This window comes from Sphingobium sp. HDIP04 (assembly GCF_000445085.1).
GTDB classification, from domain to species: domain Bacteria; phylum Pseudomonadota; class Alphaproteobacteria; order Sphingomonadales; family Sphingomonadaceae; genus Sphingobium; species Sphingobium indicum.
On the sequence record NZ_ATDO01000086.1, the window covers coordinates 39,567 to 56,754 of the forward strand.

General features: G+C 59.2%; 22 protein-coding genes. 8 read left to right on the forward strand and 14 right to left on the reverse strand.

All coding sequences use genetic code 11. The features are described from left to right. The first annotated feature begins 244 nt into the window (after positions 1 to 244). Positions 245 to 382, forward strand: a complete 138-nt coding sequence (locus L286_RS49825) for an HNH endonuclease (protein ID WP_380775781.1) — start codon at positions 245 to 247, stop codon at positions 380 to 382. Here the strand turns inward: L286_RS49825 and L286_RS35815 are convergent. From L286_RS35815 to L286_RS0124625, 4 genes are all read right to left on the reverse strand, one after another. Beyond that, entirely contained in the window at positions 379 to 852 is a 474-nt protein-coding gene (locus L286_RS35815) for a hypothetical protein (RefSeq protein WP_020817785.1), read from the reverse strand. The genes L286_RS49825 and L286_RS35815 overlap by 4 nt on opposite strands. Positions 853 to 900: 48 nt before the next feature. Continuing rightward, entirely contained in the window at positions 901 to 1,536 is a 636-nt protein-coding gene (locus L286_RS48525; RefSeq protein WP_025160469.1) for a hypothetical protein, read from the reverse strand. Positions 1,537 to 1,611: 75 nt separating this feature from the next. Further along, positions 1,612 to 2,088 (reverse strand): hypothetical protein, encoded by a 477-nt coding sequence (locus L286_RS35820; RefSeq protein WP_020819998.1) that lies wholly within the window; start codon positions 2,086 to 2,088, stop codon positions 1,612 to 1,614. A gap of 384 nt (positions 2,089 to 2,472) precedes the next feature. Continuing rightward, the gene (locus L286_RS0124625) at positions 2,473 to 4,095 is read right to left on the reverse strand and encodes a DUF6538 domain-containing protein (RefSeq protein ID WP_051146782.1); all 1,623 of its coding nucleotides are present in this window, start codon (positions 4,093 to 4,095) and stop codon (positions 2,473 to 2,475) included. Between the two features lie 294 nt (positions 4,096 to 4,389). Between L286_RS0124625 and L286_RS47930 the strand changes: the two genes are divergently transcribed. The 3 genes from L286_RS47930 to L286_RS35830 are packed head-to-tail and all read left to right on the forward strand — an operon-like array spanning position 4,390 to position 5,799. After that, positions 4,390 to 4,632 carry a helix-turn-helix transcriptional regulator gene (locus tag L286_RS47930; RefSeq protein WP_020819999.1) on the forward strand — a complete coding sequence of 81 codons (243 nt, stop codon included), beginning with the start codon at positions 4,390 to 4,392 and terminating at the stop codon, positions 4,630 to 4,632. Beyond that, entirely contained in the window at positions 4,633 to 4,839 is a 207-nt protein-coding gene (locus L286_RS49830; protein ID WP_020820000.1) for a DUF6961 family protein, read from the forward strand. A gap of 51 nt (positions 4,840 to 4,890) precedes the next feature. Then, the gene (locus L286_RS35830; protein WP_020820001.1) at positions 4,891 to 5,799 is read left to right on the forward strand and encodes a hypothetical protein; all 909 of its coding nucleotides are present in this window, start codon (positions 4,891 to 4,893) and stop codon (positions 5,797 to 5,799) included. 220 nt (positions 5,800 to 6,019) lie between these two features. Here L286_RS35830 and L286_RS49335 read toward each other — a convergent pair whose 3' ends face one another. Then, the gene (locus L286_RS49335; RefSeq protein ID WP_021223467.1) at positions 6,020 to 6,550 is read right to left on the reverse strand and encodes an HIRAN domain-containing protein; all 531 of its coding nucleotides are present in this window, start codon (positions 6,548 to 6,550) and stop codon (positions 6,020 to 6,022) included. Between L286_RS49335 and L286_RS35840 the strand changes: the two genes are divergently transcribed. The 4 genes from L286_RS35840 to L286_RS48530 all read left to right on the forward strand — a co-directional run bounded on the left by L286_RS35840 (position 6,549) and on the right by L286_RS48530 (position 8,007). Then, the gene (locus L286_RS35840; RefSeq protein ID WP_021223468.1) at positions 6,549 to 6,731 is read left to right on the forward strand and encodes a type II toxin-antitoxin system HicA family toxin; all 183 of its coding nucleotides are present in this window, start codon (positions 6,549 to 6,551) and stop codon (positions 6,729 to 6,731) included. The two genes, L286_RS49335 and L286_RS35840, sit on opposite strands and share 2 nt — an antisense overlap. 22 nt (positions 6,732 to 6,753) lie before the next feature. Continuing rightward, positions 6,754 to 7,146 (forward strand): type II toxin-antitoxin system HicB family antitoxin, encoded by a 393-nt coding sequence (locus L286_RS35845; RefSeq protein ID WP_020820004.1) that lies wholly within the window; start codon positions 6,754 to 6,756, stop codon positions 7,144 to 7,146. Positions 7,147 to 7,303: 157 nt separating this feature from the next. Beyond that, a complete protein-coding gene (locus tag L286_RS35850; protein ID WP_021223469.1) occupies positions 7,304 to 7,696 on the forward strand; it encodes a hypothetical protein in 393 nt (130 codons plus the stop codon). Between the two features lie 128 nt (positions 7,697 to 7,824). Next, positions 7,825 to 8,007, forward strand: coding sequence for a hypothetical protein (locus L286_RS48530; protein WP_152520604.1), 183 nt, complete (start codon positions 7,825 to 7,827; stop codon positions 8,005 to 8,007). Here the strand turns inward: L286_RS48530 and L286_RS47505 are convergent. The 9 genes from L286_RS47505 to L286_RS35885 form a co-directional block, all read right to left on the reverse strand. Continuing rightward, positions 7,981 to 8,502: a hypothetical protein gene (locus tag L286_RS47505; protein WP_020820007.1), complete on the reverse strand. Its 522-nt coding sequence runs from the start codon at positions 8,500 to 8,502 to the stop codon at positions 7,981 to 7,983. The two genes, L286_RS48530 and L286_RS47505, sit on opposite strands and share 27 nt — an antisense overlap. A 174-nt stretch (positions 8,503 to 8,676) precedes the next feature. Next, on the reverse strand, positions 8,677 to 9,303 hold the full coding sequence (locus tag L286_RS35855; RefSeq protein ID WP_020820008.1) for a hypothetical protein: 627 nt from the start codon (positions 9,301 to 9,303) through the stop codon (positions 8,677 to 8,679). After that, on the reverse strand, positions 9,300 to 9,986 hold the full coding sequence (locus L286_RS35860) for an N-acetylmuramidase domain-containing protein (RefSeq protein ID WP_020820009.1): 687 nt from the start codon (positions 9,984 to 9,986) through the stop codon (positions 9,300 to 9,302). The genes L286_RS35855 and L286_RS35860 overlap by 4 nt, the downstream gene beginning before the upstream one ends. A 69-nt stretch (positions 9,987 to 10,055) precedes the next feature. Then, positions 10,056 to 10,436, reverse strand: a complete 381-nt coding sequence (locus L286_RS35865) for a hypothetical protein (RefSeq protein ID WP_021223470.1) — start codon at positions 10,434 to 10,436, stop codon at positions 10,056 to 10,058. A 26-nt stretch (positions 10,437 to 10,462) separates the two neighbouring features. Next, positions 10,463 to 11,017: a hypothetical protein gene (locus L286_RS35870; RefSeq protein WP_020820011.1), complete on the reverse strand. Its 555-nt coding sequence runs from the start codon at positions 11,015 to 11,017 to the stop codon at positions 10,463 to 10,465. A gap of 3 nt (positions 11,018 to 11,020) precedes the next feature. After that, entirely contained in the window at positions 11,021 to 11,716 is a 696-nt protein-coding gene (locus tag L286_RS47510) for a DUF4376 domain-containing protein (protein ID WP_020820012.1), read from the reverse strand. 14 nt (positions 11,717 to 11,730) lie between these two features. After that, positions 11,731 to 12,474: a hypothetical protein gene (locus L286_RS35875; RefSeq protein WP_020820013.1), complete on the reverse strand. Its 744-nt coding sequence runs from the start codon at positions 12,472 to 12,474 to the stop codon at positions 11,731 to 11,733. Positions 12,475 to 12,756: 282 nt separating this feature from the next. Further along, positions 12,757 to 16,767: a hypothetical protein gene (locus tag L286_RS47515; protein WP_020820014.1), complete on the reverse strand. Its 4,011-nt coding sequence runs from the start codon at positions 16,765 to 16,767 to the stop codon at positions 12,757 to 12,759. Then, on the reverse strand, positions 16,767 to 17,186 hold the full coding sequence (locus L286_RS35885; RefSeq protein WP_020820015.1) for a DUF6950 family protein: 420 nt from the start codon (positions 17,184 to 17,186) through the stop codon (positions 16,767 to 16,769). Before L286_RS35885 ends, L286_RS47515 begins: the two co-directional genes overlap by 1 nt. Between the last annotated feature and the right edge of the window lie 2 nt (positions 17,187 to 17,188).

The window sequence follows — 17,188 nt, forward strand, 5'->3', positions numbered from 1 at the left end:
AATCGCATCTCGGAACCAAGTAACGATTGGAACAGCACTTCAGATCGTAAAAGAAGACATCCCAGCGGATGAACGGCGCACCCTCAAGTCTATCCGATATGCAGCTTCAAAGATGGGTCAAAATAATCCCGCTTCTGGAAAGCACCCTCCCAACCATAAGGGACAATGCTCCGATGGTCGTGGCTATTTGACAGAAGTAGTTAGAGGGAAGCGGTATTTCGTTCATCGGATTATAATGGCAAAGATGATTGGAATTGAGATTGAGAACCTACCAGATGATCTTCATGTTCATCACATCGATGGTGACAAGCTCAATAATCACCCAGACAATCTCGCCCTTGTAACCAGTCGAGGCCATCGCCGCATACACAAAACCAATTAAGCAGAAGCCGTGCGCCCTGTCGCTGTCCTGTGGAGCATGTAGGACGGGTAGATATTGCCGTCGGAAGCGATATATTTGTGGAAGCCTGATCCTTCCTCTTCATTGCCAACGTAGGTGGATAGCATCTTTTCTGCTGCGCCAAAGGCGATCAGTTCAGAGCAGAAGCGTGCGACGTTAGGGCGCGGATCGTTGACGAAATAGGTGAGATGATCTTTGCCTACCTGCGGCACCTGCTCGTGCTTGTCGAGGTCTTTGGTGCCTTTGGTGAATAGGCGGGGCTTGAGGTTAAAGCCGTCCTTAGAGAAGAGGATGTCGCGCTTAAAGGCATCCCTGCCCAGCGACAATCCCTTCTGGAGATGGCGGCGGCGGACGGCGGCAGGGACTAGCCTTATCAGTTCACGATATTTGGCGTTCACATATTCGTTAAGCTGTTGCTCCATCTCGTTGAGAGCGTCACGGTCCACAAGCATCCCATAGCGTTCGACCGAGTAGGCATATCTTAGAAGCAAAAGCACATTCTAAATATTCCGGTTCGCGGCCACAAAGCTAGGGAAGCTATCGCGGTAATCATATCCGTCATCAAATAAATCTCTTACCTCTGGTTGGATAAGAACACCTTTCGGATGTCGCCAACTCATAATCTTTCGTTCCGGCTGTTCGCGCCATTGGAGATTGAACGCTCCCAGCTTGGAATAAAAGCTCATCCGCGAGTAAGGTAGGTGATCGTGGATGAACCATGCCATGGCCCGCCAATCGCCGCCCTTCTCCAGGAAATCTACGAACCAAGGAATGACGATGGTTGCCGTCGCGCCCATCCGGCCCGCTGCGTCTCGCGCGTCCCAAATATGGCTTGCATAGTTAAAGGAGTTGCTGGCGCAGCCCAATCGGAAGCGGTGCCCCAGTGCATTGAGTTGCCGAGAACGATACCCTGAGCGGACGCACACCTTGCCAAATGTTGCATGTATAGGCTCAAGCAAATGCTGACAAAGGCGCGAACCTGCTTCAACGGCAAAATCAATATCATCTGGAACATTCACAATGCCAAAAGCAGTGGCAATCTCACTATGAAGAAAATCACGAAGGAAAAAATTATCTGATAAACGGATGCGACCAATATTATCCAGATAACGAACAAGTCTAATTTTTTCGTCCACGATGGATAACCCCTACTTGACCCATCATAGCAAATTCATGCCCTTACGTCTTAAATTAAACTTGGCTGGTGCGCATCAGCCGGGAACGTCCAACCTGATCAGTTTGCAACTGGCGGCATTCAATACCCCGATTGCCTGCTCCACGTTCATCCCTCCGAAGCCATTTTGCGCGCGGTAAGTCATAATGACCTGGTGCTCTCCATGCTCCGCTGGCATGATAGCAGTTTGAACATGCTCGAACGATCCTGGATTACGGAGGCGCGCTTTTATGGCGGCCTGCATATCCCAGTGCGACCCATCTATGTCATTGAGGCAGTGGAAGCCTTTTCGCTGTTCTGCCCTCACCTTGGCGTCGGCGGCGGCTTTTACGGCCTGGTCAACCTCCCTTTGAAGTTGCGCCATTTTCCGAGTTTCAGCCAGATAGCGCTCGTTGGCCTCCTTAGCTTTGGCATTGGCTCGCAGCAAATCCTCCTTCTTTCGCGCGGCGGCAGCCAAATATTCGGGGCTTTGACGATACGCGATCCCGCTAGCCACCAATGCGGTGATCAACACGCATATGACAGCACCGATTTTTAGCCGCCCTGCTACCGGCGACCCACCGTTGCTCTCTCTAGTTGCAGAGCTATCAGAGTTTTCTGATCCCCTATCCATAGAACCTCCGCTTTGTCCGCCACCACACGTTGTTGAGGCGACGGCCAAAGCCGGATGTTGGAAACCCGCTGAGACAACGAGCGCATACGCCTTTGCCGGTCAAACCGGTTGGACATACGCGTATGCCACCCGGCCTCCGAATACGGCGACCGAGGTGTCTCAGAGGGGTTTCCACGCCCCACCCTTTGGCGATCCAAAGGGCAATTCCAAACTAAACAATCCTGCCGGTGGCGCAAGTCATGCCACGGCGCTCGGCGGGTTATTGTGGGACGTTGCTCGCGATGGTCAGCAACCTTTATCGGGCTTGCCTATGTCAAACCGGGGCAGCTTGGAAATTTCTCGCAGCGAAACCTCCGGGAGGGTATCGCCATAGGTTTCTCCGACAGTGCGCGGCGAATGCCCTTGGATGACATCCCGAATTTCGGGGTCCATGTTGGCAAGCCTCGCCTGCGTCTTGAAACGATGCCTCCAGCCATGGTTCGGTTGCACCGCAGGATCATTGACGCCGATTTCATGGCGCACCCAGTTAGCCAGATGTTCGCCGACCTTTTTGTATTGGGGATTTCCGTCTGAGCCGCCCCGATGACGTGCCGGGTCGAAAAACAGCGGCCCCTTTCGTCCTTCAACTACCTCTGGAAACCCCTGCTCAATCAAGTGCGGGTGCAATGCCACAACGCGCGCTTGGTGGCTCTTCGTGCTGCCTGCCTCCGGCGTTATTCGAATGACCCATACGCGATTAACCTTGAACACGTCCTCTGCGCGCAACTGAGTAATTTCGTTCACTCGCGCGCCGGTATAGGCGCAAACCCATGGCACCCAACGCCTGGCAAGGGCGCGCTGGCTACTTAATTTCGTCGGAGGTGGGGTTTGGGTCGCCAAGAGGATCATTTTGGCCTCCCGATCATTCAACCCTTTTTCCCGCGTAATCATACGCCTGGGAGTGAGCACCGTCACTCGTTGTGCTGGATTATCCCGCACCTTTCCGTTGTCGCATCCCCAACGGTAAACCGTCTTTATGACCGACAGATAGGTGTCCTTGACCGTCTTGGCGGTAAGCGGTCGCCCTCCAGCGTGCGCTCCGCTGAGGAGATGTTCTTTCCAGGCAACAACATTAGCCGTCGAAACGATCGAGGCGTCCTGGTGCCCTAGGAAGGCAATGAAAGCGTCGAGTTGCCGTTTCCACGCCTTGACCGTGGCAGGAGCGGGGTTTCGCTCCCCAACATACCCATCAAACAAGGAACGCAAGGTGGCCGATCTCTTCGGCTCGGCACGCCCCCGCTCATTATCGACGCGGTATTCCTCCGGGGCGAACGTAGCGTCCTCAATGACCCGTGGCGCACCTTGAAGGTCTTGCTCCTCTCGGCGGGTCGCTTCAAGCTGGCCGCGAGCAACCACTCTGCGCAGATTACGATGGGCGGCGGACCGTTCATCAAACTGCCAGCCCCTTTCCTCCTTGATCGCCTGAACGATCCAGTTGGTAGTCATCGACGGCGAATGACCGCCAATCTTCAAACCTGCGCTAACGTCCTCCCGATAGCCTTCCAACTCGGCCACTCTGGCAGCCGCAGCAGCATCACTATCCGGCACGATCCCATATCGAGCGAAGCGCTCCATGCGATCAGACAGCCATTTTCGGACAACCGCCTCAATCTCAGTCAACGTAGGGTCCGGCATAACGGCGGGCAGGGCGTCGGTAGCACTTTCCTGTTTGGTGGAACGCAACTTGCGCTCAAAACTCTCCAGATGCGGCTGCATTGCTAAACGAGCTTCACCGAGGTTGGCGGCCCTCAACGTCACATGGACGGCGGACGTGCCAAAAGCGGCCCGCGCACTACCTGGAACGACGCGCCGGAACACCCATGCCGACCCTCTCCGGTAGAGATAACGATGGTCTTTAACGCGCTGCATCAGTCCCCCTGCTGCATGGCATTTTGTAGCAAATCTTGTCGCGAAAGTCTCAGAAAATCCCCGGATTTGCAACGGGTTTCACGAAATCAACAGCTTGGGGAACTAGTGGCGGAGAGGGAGCCTCTTGAGTTATCCAGATAACAGTATGGAAATACGTGATAATTTATCGCCCCATCTGGGTTATACCATGGATTATACCATGGCATAAAAATTTGCCTTCCGATTGCATCAAAATGGGAATCGAAGCGCAGCCGCTATACCATAGTCCCCGATACCATAACGAGCGAGGAAGTGATGGTGAAATCGATCGTAGACCCCGCCGAGCCTAAGCCCCTTGTCAAAGACCGACGCAGCGATAGCCTTGTCCGCATCGCGACAGTCCGCCAACGAACTGGCTTGTCGCAGTCAACGATCTATCGGCGCGAAGCGGACGGCACATTCCCGAAAAGGATTCGGCTGGGCCATAATTGCGTTGCTTGGTATCTCAGCGACATAGAGGATTTTATCGAAGCCCCTGCCGACTATCGAGCAGAATGAATGCCGTTATCCGATTGGGAGCTATGGGCCTGCGCTCAACAGGTCATCAAGCAGCACGGGGCAAGGGCTCCCGTGCATGTCGCCGGGCGAATCGGGGAACTGGCCACGGCGGGCGATCTTGATGGGGTCCAGACATGGAAGGCCATAGCGGAGCGCGTCGACCAACTGATAGATTATCGGACAGGGAGGCCGCTGAGCAAACAGTAACCGCCTATCGACTCTTGCGAAATTCTGCGCCAGCATTGCGGCGGGGGCAGAATGACAGACCAGCCAGAAGAAGACTACATTCTCAAATTCAACCTGGTGCCGGGGCTCTACCCCCGCGCTGAGGCTGTTGCCGAGGCGATAATCGCATACGTCGACACGGTCCGCACTGCGGCTGGGCTAATCGATCCAATGGCACAAGTGGCGGTCGAAATAGTTGGCGTTGAAGAAGGAAGCCAGATTTTCAAGCTGGCCCTGCGTCGCATGGAAAGCGCTGGCGAGCGTATGAAGCGCGGCGCCGACGAGTATCCGCTGGTCGGCAAAGCGGCGATGGCGTTGGGATCAATGATCGCCAGCGCAGTGGTTGGGCAGGTCATCGTAAATGCGATCTCGCCTGACCCACGCATCCCTGATGATCAGATGGAGGTCTTCCAGAACATCGAAGAAGATCTACGCGATTCAGTGGAGTTGCAGCGGCAGTCTGCGGACCTATTCGGCGGCCTTCAGGCGGAACCTGCGTTCATGAGTGTGCAGATACTGTCCAACACGCGCGTCCCCATCATTACTGTTCCGAGAGATGAATTTGCACTGCGGGGAGGCGTGTTCACGCCTAATCCGGAGCCTGAGCCGGACCGGATAGAAAATAGGGTAGCGGTCTGGGACGTAACGTTGATTAAACCAGCCCTGATTCCCGAAAAGCGGCGATGGACGTTCGCGCGTGATGGCATTGAGTTCAGTGCGCTCATGGTCGACCAGGCGGTTCTTGATGCCATCCATAACAAGACGTTGCCGATACAGATCGCTGAGGGCGTCGTGGTGAAGATCGAAATTCAATATCGCGAGCGGTATAGCGGGTCGACTTGGATCACAGACCCTGCATCGCGGCGGGTCACGCGGCTTTTACAGCCGCTCCCTCCAGCATCTCCGAGCCTACCCCTTTTTCCCGCCTCCGGCCGCCCATAGGAAGGCGACAAGACCGAAGAAAATGACTGTGGACACTAAAAGCGTCCAGCCGACCGACACGCGAGCGAAGCCGATAAACGAAACGATCACCGCGATCACCACGGCAAGGCCAGATAGCCATGCGCGCGTCGCGCCACTCGGATCGTCATTCGGTTGCATGTCGGTTCGCACAATTTAGAATCGCACGGATGCTGGTGCCATGCAACGTTCGCGTTTGCACCTATATGCTGCTGAAATCGTCCTTCGGCTCGCGCGGTGGCCAGTCATCGTCGCCATAGCCGTCAGGATCAGGGGCGGGAGCCCGGCGCTCAACCGGTTTCTCGGCCGGCAGGACCGGCGCACTCCCGTCGAACGTGACCCGGATCACCGCGCCGAATGTGTCGGCCCGCTGGAATATCGCTCGGATGACGGCAAGCTGCCCGCTGATCCATTGGGCCTGCTCAGCAGGGATATAGCCGATCTGGATACCCCGCGCGGAATAGACGCCGATCGCGCGGCTGTCGACCGGGTTCTTGGGCTCGCGCCGAAGCTCGACAGGTTCGCCCGGCACGCACATGGCTATTTCAAAGCGCCGAGCAGGTCCGCGCTTGTTCGGGTAGTCAGCGCCTTTGACAGCTATGGATTGGGCTGGTCGGGCCATGGTGGAGAGATATGCCGCCGCCTGAAAATCGCAACCCGTCTGCAAATAATGCGCAAAATATTGCGCAAAATGCTTGTGCCCTGACTGTTCCGTGTGTATATATTTGCGCATGGAACGGGACAGCAAAAAGATCGTGAAGCGGCTTCTCGAAGATGGCTTCGAGCAAATCTCGGTAAAGGGCTCGCACCACAAGTTCAGGAAGGGCGATCGGACGGTGATAGTCCCCCATCCGAAGAAAGACCTTCCGCTTGGCACGGCCCGGAACATAGCAAAGATGGCGGGGTGGCTGTGAGCCGCCCCGGAAAGGCAAAGTCATGAAATATTTTTACGCCGTCGTTCACAAGGATGCCGATAGCGCCTTCGGCGTCAGCTTTCCCGATCTTCCCGGCTGCTTTTCGGCGGCCGACCGTCAGGAAGATGTGCTGCCCAATGCGGTGGAGGCGTTGGAGTTGTGGTTCGAGGATGCGGAGGAAGTCGATCCCAGCTCTGTCGATCAGGTGCGCGAGGCGGTGAAGGAAGATCTGGCGCAGGGCGCGTTCCTGCTGGCGGTTCCGCGTATCACGTCAGCCAACAAGCTGGCCCGCGTCAATCTGTCGCTCGATCGCGGCATGCTCGATGCGATCGACCAGGCCGCCGCGCTGCGGAAGCTGACCCGGAGTGCATTCATGGCGGAGGCCGCCAGGAACGAAATCGAAGGCCGCCATTGATCGGCCGGTGCTATGTCGCGCCCACGCAACTGGGCGATGGCGTCCCGCGCGAGAGGCAGCCGAAGATGCGGCTACAAGGGCTGGCTTCGCGAGATGGCTCGCGCAGGCAACTATATCTCGTTAAGATATGGATTGTGGAAGGACGGATGCCCTAAAGGTGCTGCGTGAAGGCTGCGACCGCGAGAGGGCGTCAGAGAAGGGGGAATGGACGGTGAGGGAAGCGCGCGCGCTGCTCGATGAACTGATCACGTCACGGGGCGAGACATATAGCAGTATTTCGCTGATCTTGGGCCGCAACCTCGCCTATATCCAGCAATATATCAAGCGCGGCACCCCGCGCGTCCTGAGCGCGCTCGATGAGGAACGCCTGGCGCAACATTTCCAGATGCCCCCTGATTTCCTTCGTAATTTGGAAACCGCGCGGACCGTCGATCCAAAGGCGGAAACGATCGCCCAGCTCCGCAATGCCATTCAAATGTGCCGGGGACTTGGCTTCGATCTGGCCGCCCATCAGATCCAGTTAGGGCTGGATATGATCGAGCAGGCCTAGCGGACAAAATTCGGATGCCGCCGGATGAGTATCCGAGAACCGCCATTGCGGATGTAGGTTGGGTTTACGTTCATTCATGAGTAAGGCTATTCCGCCCATCATCAGAGCGCTAGATAGGAGCCGCTGCCGTGACGCGCAATGAACAGGGTCCAATTACCGAAACAGATTGCAGCAGGCTTTTGGATCAAATCATCGCCTGCCTCGATGACCTGGCGAAGGGAGCGCGCGTTGCCGATTCGCAGCGCTACAACCTCGTCTGCGCCCATTTGCAGCACGGGCTTGATTTACTCACGCGGCGCGACGCGAATTAACCCCAGTTGCTCTTCGTTCGCCGTTACCCGGTCCAGCACTGCCTCCACCTTCTCCCGCCCCAAAGAGGTCAGTCGCAGGAATGCGCGGCGCTTGTCCCGTATATCGTCCTGCCGATAGATAAATCCCCGCCCTTCAAGAACATGCACCCATCTCAATGCTGTGGTGGGGGCGATTCGAGCGGCACGGCATGCGTCGCTGATGGCGACCGGCCTGTCGGTGGCCTCGCTGATGTAGAGGTCTATCAATATGGGCCAAACCGGCGAACTGACAAAATCCTCGCCGAGTTCCGCGTCGACCGTGGCCATGGCCTTCACCCAGGTCTTTGCCAGGGTCAGCCTCAGGCCGCTTGTGTCGGACGCAACATCGATTCTCCTTGAAGGTTCGGCGGAAACTCTCAACTTGCGCCCGTCGACCAGTTTCAGGCCAAGCGCTTCCGCCAGGCTCAGCGTCGCGCTTTTTATTGCCAGTAAGCGATCCCGTTCCATGTCCGACATGCAGGCTCCCGCCGTCTATTTCGCCGCACTATGAATAGCTTGCCTAATCTGCGCATCAAGCGTTCAAAAACTTTTTATTAACTTCGACATATTGCGTCGATAATGTGAAGGGGTGATACGGTCGTGCTGCGGGGACATGGAATGAAATGGCTTTTGGAAATCGCGGGGGAGGCCCTATTCAGGGTTGAAGTGACGCTCATCTTCGGGCTGGGCGCCTATGCCATGCTCTCCGGCTTCGCCAGTGCCGCCAGAATCGCTTGGCGCTGGATAGGCTGACGGCGGGAAATTCGCCTTCACGGCTGCCTGCTGCGCCACCCATTCCCGAAGGTTGATCAGGTTCCACGCCTGCCGCTCCGCTATCCGGAGCTTGGCAAGAAGTCCGTCACAACTGGTCCCTCCATAAGCTCTGCAGGTGGCGTCGCTGGTGATGGACACTGGAGCCGGGTCGGGACTGCGGAGATCGGTCCGGGCGGCAAGCGCTGCCCGCACGCGCTCATAGCGAGCATCAACAGCGGCAAGGCGAGCCTGATAGTCATGGACGGTCCTTTCGGTGATTGCGGCCTGGTCGGCCTTCACGCGGGCGACATTGGCCTGTGCCTGCCGCTGGGCTTCGGCGGAGGCGGCGCGATAGTTGGCGACGGTCTGCTTATGAGCACGTTCTTCAGCCGTAGCCCGATCTCGCCATTGGTCGCGATCGGCGGTGCGGGAGTTCAGCACCAGGAACAGGACGGAGTTGGCCGCAAGCAGCACGATGATGGGGATGGCCCACCAGTAGCGGCGCAGGAGGGAGAGTTCGGTCATGCCGCTTTCCTCCGCTCATACGCGGCCGCAAGGCGGGTGTGGTACTTGTTGGCCGCGAACGCCGTGCCATTGTAACCGCGCGCGAAAGCGGTCCAGTCGCTACGCTGAAGCGCGCCCTTCAATCCACGCCCCTCGACGAACCGGACGAAAGCCTCGAGCTGATCGCCTTCGGTCTGCGCCTGCCGCCAGGCGAACGCCCAGGGATCATGCGCGCCGCAGACGGCATGGTTCTCGCCAAGGATCTGGAACGCGCCGTAGCTGGCCGATGCGAATCCGGCGTCGACGTCCAGCGCCACCGCATCTACCAACTGCTGCCAGCGCGCGGCCTGCCCCTTGGGGTACAGGTTGCGGTTCCATGTTCGTGACGACAGGTGCGGGTGGCTTTTGTCGAACCGGTGCCCGGTCGCCCGGCTGAAGCGGTGCGGCTCAAACAGGATCGTCGGCCGGCCATCCACGAAGGCATCGCCCGAGCTTTCCACCTCATAGACAGCCCAGATCTTCGCGTCATCAACGCCAAGGATCGAAGCGCCCAGCCCAATATCAGCGGGCGTGATCGGATAATCGGGGCCGCCGGTCAGGCAGGCGATGATCGCGCCCTTACTCTTTGGCCCGATGATGCCGTCGATCGCCCCGGTGTAATAGCTAAGCGCAGCCAGTCGCCGCTGTAACGCAGCCTGGTCCATATTATTCTCCCATGAAAAAGGGCGCCCGAAAGCGCCCTGTCGATCGTCAATCCCCAGAAATGGGAATGGTCAGCGCTGAGCCGGTGGGCCCTTATCCCCGCCGCCGATCAGCGTTTCACCAAAGGCCTGCATTGCTGCCTTGATGCGCCCGGCCACAAAGCCCTTGGCCATGCCGATGATGCCAGCCCCCACTGCTGCAATGCCAATGCCGGTGATCCCGGCAGCCAGCATGTCCAGCTTGTGCGCCTGCACCCAAAGGATGGTGACCAGCAGGCAGAGCGCAGTGATGGCGATATCCAGCGCCCATTGCGCTTTGCCCTTCGCCTGAAGGCCGATGACCACCCTGGTGATGATGACGGCACAGATGCAGACCACCATTGGTCCGGCCGCGAATGGATAGCCCGCGATCCACCAGACGACGGGCTGCTGCGAGAAAAGTGTGCCGGTCACGGCTGCCGAAGCCCCCCATATCAGTCTCACCGGAGACATACTGCTGCCAGAGCGGCGATGAAGCTCAGCCCTATGATTGCCGTTGCCCGCGCAAGGGCTGGCCAGCGTGACCACATGTCGACCGGCAGCGGGGCCTTGCGCAGTTGATGCTCAATCCCCGGCTCACCAAGGATGGCGAGACCCATCCACAAGAAGCCGCATCCAACGCCGATCGGATCAAGCCAGCGCTTCGCCATCAGCACGCGGGCGGTGGTCGAAGGATCATCCGGGTTCCAGCCCCAAAGCTCCATCGCGGCGGCACCGCAGCGGATGGTAAGCCCAAACGCGGCCAGAAGGGTGATCGTGCGGAAGAGTGTCACCGGATCCAGCGGGTGATCGTGGAAGCGTTGCCCCCAGATGCGCCCCGCCTGCTTGCCCACCATCATCGCGCCAAGGAACGTCGCTGCCGTCATGATGAACAGGTTGAAGAGGAACAGCGACGGGTCCTCGTTGAAGCTGGGCGGGGCGGTTGTACCCGGTCCAGAGCGGACTGCGTCGGCGGCCGCGCTGGTCGCCGCCGACATGATGATGGCGCTGATCATAGCTTATGCCTCAGCATCTTCCGCTGTCACTGGTTCGCTCACCGCAGGCCATCCCTCATCGACCGGGATCACGGCAAGATCGGCAAGCGTCGATGCCGCCATCACCATTGCATCCAGATCGTTCTTCCGTCGCTGGCAGGCGTCGACGCGGGCGACGATAGCCATCCCCACCGCGATCATCTGCGCAGCGTTGAGCGTAGTAATGCTGTTGTCTGCAAGCCGCCAATCCACGGAGAAATCTTCGCCCTGCACGAACGCCGCCATCGCCGCCCCAGCTATCAGTCGCTGGCTGTCAGGCCCGCTATCGAAAAGGCCGATCCCGTCGACATACTGGCCCGCATTCTGCGCGCGATCCCGCGCCGCCTTGATCAGCATCGACGTGACCGCCGCAGCCACCTGAAGCTCCGTCTGGGAAGGAGTCAGCACGGTCCCGCCCGCAAAGGGCGCACCTTCTGCAACAAGAGCGTTCGCCGCCGCCAGCATCGGGTCGGCCGGGTCGAAGATCGCGCCGGTCGGGATCGGATAGCGGTCCTGCCAGTGGATCGCCTTGCTGGTCGGATCGCGGTAGCTGTTGATCAGCATGACCGGCCCGCCCGCCTTGTCCACCTCGATCGCCATGATGGAGTGGAATGTCAGCGCCGCCCCGTTCGGAGCAGTGACCTCGGACAGGATTGAATAGGGGGTGGATGGGAAATCCATTCGGAGTAGCCTTTTCAGAAGTTTGTAACGTCGAGGACGAGAAAGCCGGGGTTTCTGGATATGTCGTCCGGGCTCGTGTTCACGATCTGAAAGGGATTGGTCGGCGCTTCAGACCACCCGATTACGCCCGTGCCAGCTCCCCCGGGGGAAAAGCTTGGATAGTAGCCCAGCCGGACAGTATACCAATCCGGCGGCGAGTTATCGTTGAGCTGTTCGTAGAACTGCGCGAACCCAATGTTGTTTTCAGCAAGGGCGTAGCGCTTGCTGTTCGTGTTGATGTCAGATCCCGAAACGGCTCCTGTGGCGACGCGAACGACCCGCATGTATTTCTCACCGGCTGAGTAGGCGATGTTTCCCGATGTGTCATGGATGGAGAGAAATTGCGCAGCGGAGGGCTGCGTGAAGCCAAAGATGAAATACTCGGCATCGTTCGGCAATCCATCCTCTCCATAGAAATGGATGACCTTGTTGGCGCCGGACACGATCTGATACTGAAACTTGAAGTAGCGCGATGTGCCGGAGCTCAGGTTCTTGGGCGTTGTTGCGATCACCAACGGCTCGTTGGGCACGGTCAGCGTATAGTCGTAGAGGGGAAACAGGATCGGCGGTGGGTCAATGGGCCGCGGATCGAATGTTGCACCCAGATAGGTCTTGGTCAGCGCATTGACCCGGCCGCGATGCCGGAGGGCCAAGTTCCTGTAGTTCTCATCGATCTGGACGAAGCCGCTGGCGTTGGTGATTTGAAGCCCAGTCGGCATGTCAATAAAAGCCGTATTCGATGACGATATTCATGCCGATGCTTCCAAGCCCCAGATAATCCCAGCTGATGGTCGAGCCGCTGCATGATATGACTGGAGGGAAGCCACCGCTGCTCCCAACCGGTGTGGCCGTCCACCAGATCGTGCTAGGACTGCCCGAGCCTAGGTTAACCGATCCATTGGCGTTGCCGGTCGTGACACTGCCAACCCGACGCGTGAGCCGATCCGTGATTGAGTGGATGAGCTGCCCGCTGGCGCTATAGGCCTCAAAGCCTGCCGGCATTACCAGACACCCATGCGCGTGCGGAGAACATTCGACGTGTCATAGGTGAGGATCTGGTTATCCCGTATCTCTGCCCGCGCTCCACTCGTCGCCGTCCGCAGAACGCCAATGGTGGCCGTGATCGCGGAAAGCTGGGTGACGCTGACCTTCGCAGCTGTGACCGCGCCTGCGCCCAGCTTGTCCGTTATGACCGAACCTGCTCCGAGGTGATTGGCAAGAACATTACCCTCCACGATCAGCTCGCCCGCCGCCATGCGCGAAACGCTCATGTCGGTGACGACAACGTCGCCATTTTCGGAACCTGCGACGCCGCCGTAATAAATCTGGAACATCATCCCGCAAGCGTCAGCCGGTATGGTGTAAGTGCCGCTGACTGCCTGGGTCACGCCTATGGGTGTGTTGTTCGTGATGCCGCCGATCTGCGTTCCTGTTCGCGACCCGTCATTCCGAAGAATATCGCCGTACAGGCCGATATTGCCTGCATTCGTGCCCGCCTTCCGGGTCACCTTGCACTTCACTCTGTATGTTTCGCCGGGGGAGACAGGGATATAGGCTGCCTTGTTCGCTCCTCCTTGTCCGAACCCGGACATGCGCGCTCCCGCTTCGTTGGTGCTGGAGGCTTTCTTGATCCGCAGGCCCGCACCCTCGGTTCCCGAATATGGCTCAACCGTCGCGCCCGCGTAGTAGGTCGTCCAACCATCCAGCGTCTCGAAGTTGCTGTTCGGGATCATGTTCGTGGCCGTGCCGATGGCCAGCTTTTCGATCGTTGCGGCCTTCGCGGCCAGCTCACGTGTGTTGATCGCACCCGCAGCCACCTTGCCTGCAATGACGCTATCGGCCGCGAGGTGCTGCGCCAGAACCGCGCCATTAACGATGACCGAAGCGTCGGTCGCACGCTCCATCCGTATCGCCGATATCGAATGATTGCCGGACGTAAACGCAACCGTGTTGTAGATCAGGAACCGATAAAAGACGCAGTTCGAAGGGAACGTGAACAGCGTGGAGTTGACCTCCCCTTCATTCGGAGTTCCACGATTGAAATCCACCTGAGCCTGACCGAAATAGGTGCTTGTGCCGTCGTAGAACTGGACCGCGCACCGCAAGACCGAGTTGGACGCGGTATCGCTGCTGTTTCGGCCGTGCGCCCGCAACCAAAATGTTTCGCCCTGACCATTGCACTTGAAGAGCGGCGTCCCAATGTGGCGGCGATCGGTCTGTGCCCCGATATTGATGCTTCGAGGCACGTTCATTGCGATCGATGCCCATCCCGACTGGTCGTAGAACGTCCAGTAGCCAAGGTCTTCGGGGCGGCCGTTCCAATAACCTTCCACGTCCTCGAAGAACGGGTCGGCGCACATATTGTCGGGGACGACCAGGAGTTTGTTCGTTGTGACAGACCCACTCGCGAGGTGCGGCGTGCTTATCGCACCATCGTCAATCTGCGTCCCGACGATCTTTCCGGCAACATCACCTGCCGGCACCGTCGCGACATAGGCCGAGTTATTCCACCGATAGAGCTTGCCGGAATAGAAGATCGTGTTGGTTGATTTCGTGGTCGGCAGGCTGCCGCCCGTCACGATGGTGACAGGCTCGATGTCGCTGGCGAACTTCGCGGTCGTGAGGGTCGCGTTGTCTATATCCGCTCCGCTGATCGCAGGCGTCCACTCGCCATTCTTGACGCGATAGAGCTTCCCGTCGCTCTCGCGGAAAAGCAGCCGCCCTTCGAACAGATTTGTCGTCGGCAGCGTCGAGGCCACGATCTCGTAGCCCGCCCTGATCTTCGTCAGCTGGAACTCAGCCGTTACCGTTTTTCCGCCATAGACCGCCGTGAGGGTCAGCTTGGCCGCATCCCCCGACATGGCGGTGACGCGGTAATAGCCCTTGGGCTGGCCCGCGACAGGGCTGGCTGTCGTCGTGTTGATCGTGCCGGTGCAGCCTGTGGCCGTGGCCGATAATGCGGCCGATGCAGTGACATCGACACCGCCCGACATAACCTTGACCAGGCCGTTGGCATTGGAAAAGTCGGTGACGATACCGTTCTCATAGGCCCAAAGCGTGACTGTCGGGCGTGACAGGGTGACGCTGAGGGCAGTGGCCACCTCACCCAGCTGTTCTTCAAGCTCAGTGATCTTGCCTGTGCCGGTTGAGACGTTGGAGAAGATCGTGAAGTTGCCGAGCGTGGGTCCGACCCTATAGCCGATGCGAACATCATAGGCCGTCGCGCTTTCGAGCGGTGCGATTGTATGGCTGACCGGCCCAACGGCGGAGAGGATGGCCGAGCTGACCCATGGCTCTGTCCCCGATTTGCGGTAGTCGATAACAACCGCATCGGCAGAAGGCATCTCGCTCGTGCCGGTCACCAGCAGGGCGGGGAAGCCTTCGCCTGAGGTTGCGCCCGATACGTTCCAGTTCAATGCCAGGGGAGCGGCAGGCTTCAGGTCAGGCGCGGTCAGGCTGAACGGTGCTGGCGGTGTGGTGGACTGCCCCAGCGCGTAGGCATGCTTGGAATAGGTTTCCGTCTCGCCTGCGAACGAAACCTTGCCGGTCGCCGGATCTGGCGCGCGCCGGGTGATGAGCACCGGCTGATTGACCAGCCCTTCTTCAGGCACGTTGAGATAGACGACATCGCCCGTCTTGAGGCCAATCCATTCCGGCCCGGTCGTCCAGGTGAACGGCCCAGCCTCGCGGCTGTTGACGATAGCATAGGCGGCGAGATGCCCCGGCTGCGTTGCCTGCTCTCCGGAGAAGACCTGTACCAGGGGATAGTCGACTTCCTTAGTACGCAAGCCACCGTCGGCGGTCACATATTCCGGCACCGTGATCGCGGTGCCGCTGATCACCGACCAGTCGCTATCCTCGTCGACATAGCGAGGAATAACGCTGTTGAAGCGGTCACGGCGGCTCTTCGTCGCAGCGATCTGGAGGCTGTCGAGAAGATGCCGACTCTCTATCGTGGCGATCGCGGTGCGGGGCGTCGAGACGAGACAGCCGATCATGGCGCCCGTCTTGGTGGGCACCGCGCCTCCAGCCTGCAGGATACGCTTGAAGGTGTCCCACTTGCTGTCCGTGGTCCACTCGACGCCGCCGACCTTCCAGCCGTTGGCATCGCACACATTGGCCATTTCCACGAAGTCGGCTACGCGAATGTTCGCGACAGGCGCGCCGATGCCGCAAACGCGTTTGCCATTCTGCCAGCGGCCGAGCGCCCAGGTAAGCGCGTGCAGGCCGGGATTCTCCGACCATTCATAGGTGCTTTCGTCCAGGGCTCGGTGAGAGCCGGAGCCGCCGGGATAGGTGCTGTCCTTGCGCGGATCGTAGACCTTGACCCATTTCCCGGTCCATGCGGGCTCCGGAGCGCCAGCGCCATACATCTCACCATCGGTATCGAAACGCAGCGCCCACTGCGCATGCGCAATACCGCTCAGCTTGTGGCTCGCGCCCCAATCCGGGAAAGGCTTGCCACCAAATTGCAGCGCCAGTGCCGTGCTGGGCGAGTTGCCCAGCGAAAGGTCCTGCGCCATGTAGCGGTAAAACCGACCATTAGCGTCGCCGTTCGGCGCGAACGTCACAACCTCGTTGTCGGCCGTGAACTTCTCGATCGAATGGATCGGGCCGGCTATGGACAGCATCGCGACGAACGCGAGAATGTCGTCCTTCGACTGCTGCTTGAAGCCGTCATAGGTGCGCGCGTAGACGCGCAGGCCCGACATGCGCGTGCGCCCCATGGCATAGGGCAGGCCGGATTGCGGGTTGGTCGCAAAGGTGGTTGCGGAGCCCTGGGCGGAAAAGCCGGGAGCAGTGGCCGCCGCCGCCATGGAAAGGACGCCGGCTGCCAGGGAGCCATATGTGCCGATCGCGGTGAGCGTTGCCGCAGAGATGCCGGCGATACCTCCTGCGCTGGCGGCCGTCGTGGCGGTGGCCGCGACAGCCGGCGCGGCGAGGCCAGCGGTCGTCGCGACAAGCGCCACCGCCGCCACGACCATCCCCACGGTGCGGAGGGCTTTCGACATCAGAGAACGCTCCAGGCGCGCAGGATCGTGTTGGGCTGGAAGGTGACCAGGCCGGGATGATCCTGATGGAAACAGAACAGATTGCCGTTGCCGGCATAGATGCCCACAGCCCCCACAGGGCTGTCGCCTTCGATTTCCGCGATATCGCCGAGCAGCATGCGCGAATAAGGGATAGGCGTCAGGCCGATGCCGTCAGCCATATCGGCAAGCGTGGTATAGCCCAGACGTTTCAAGGCACGCGCTGCGCCCAGCGGCGACGAATAAGCGCCGGCCTTGCTGATCACGATCTTGTGGCCCAGCTTCTTGAGGTGGAATGCGGTCACTTTGGCGCAATCAACCTTGCCCCATTGGAAGGGCCTGTCGCGATAGCGGGCCATGGTCGCCTCGATCGCGGCGTGGCGTCGTTCGAGCGGGGTCATCG

Bases quoted from the DNA above. Each gene is read 5' to 3' on its own strand.
- L286_RS35885 (WP_020820015.1), bottom strand. From the start codon at position 17,186: ATGACCCCGCTCGAACGACGCCACGCCGCGATCGAGGCGACCATGGCC.
- L286_RS35815 (WP_020817785.1), bottom strand. From the start codon at position 852: ATGCTTGTGGACCGTGACGCTCTCAACGAGATGGAGCAACAGCTTAAC.
- L286_RS49830 (WP_020820000.1), top strand. From the start codon at position 4,633: ATGCCGTTATCCGATTGGGAGCTATGGGCCTGCGCTCAACAGGTCATC.
- L286_RS47510 (WP_020820012.1), bottom strand. From the start codon at position 11,716: ATGGATTTCCCATCCACCCCCTATTCAATCCTGTCCGAGGTCACTGCT.
- L286_RS47930 (WP_020819999.1), top strand. From the start codon at position 4,390: ATGGTGAAATCGATCGTAGACCCCGCCGAGCCTAAGCCCCTTGTCAAA.
- L286_RS47515 (WP_020820014.1), bottom strand. From the start codon at position 16,767: ATGTCGAAAGCCCTCCGCACCGTGGGGATGGTCGTGGCGGCGGTGGCG.
- L286_RS35830 (WP_020820001.1), top strand. From the start codon at position 4,891: ATGACAGACCAGCCAGAAGAAGACTACATTCTCAAATTCAACCTGGTG.
- L286_RS35845 (WP_020820004.1), top strand. From the start codon at position 6,754: ATGAAATATTTTTACGCCGTCGTTCACAAGGATGCCGATAGCGCCTTC.
- L286_RS35860 (WP_020820009.1), bottom strand. From the start codon at position 9,986: ATGGACCAGGCTGCGTTACAGCGGCGACTGGCTGCGCTTAGCTATTAC.
- L286_RS35870 (WP_020820011.1), bottom strand. From the start codon at position 11,017: ATGATCAGCGCCATCATCATGTCGGCGGCGACCAGCGCGGCCGCCGAC.
- L286_RS35875 (WP_020820013.1), bottom strand. From the start codon at position 12,474: ATGCCGACTGGGCTTCAAATCACCAACGCCAGCGGCTTCGTCCAGATC.
- L286_RS47505 (WP_020820007.1), bottom strand. From the start codon at position 8,502: ATGTCGGACATGGAACGGGATCGCTTACTGGCAATAAAAAGCGCGACG.
- L286_RS35840 (WP_021223468.1), top strand. From the start codon at position 6,549: ATGGAACGGGACAGCAAAAAGATCGTGAAGCGGCTTCTCGAAGATGGC.
- L286_RS35855 (WP_020820008.1), bottom strand. From the start codon at position 9,303: ATGACCGAACTCTCCCTCCTGCGCCGCTACTGGTGGGCCATCCCCATC.
- L286_RS49825 (WP_380775781.1), top strand. From the start codon at position 245: ATGATTGGAATTGAGATTGAGAACCTACCAGATGATCTTCATGTTCAT.
- L286_RS0124625 (WP_051146782.1), bottom strand. From the start codon at position 4,095: ATGCAGCGCGTTAAAGACCATCGTTATCTCTACCGGAGAGGGTCGGCA.
- L286_RS49335 (WP_021223467.1), bottom strand. From the start codon at position 6,550: ATGCGCAAATATATACACACGGAACAGTCAGGGCACAAGCATTTTGCG.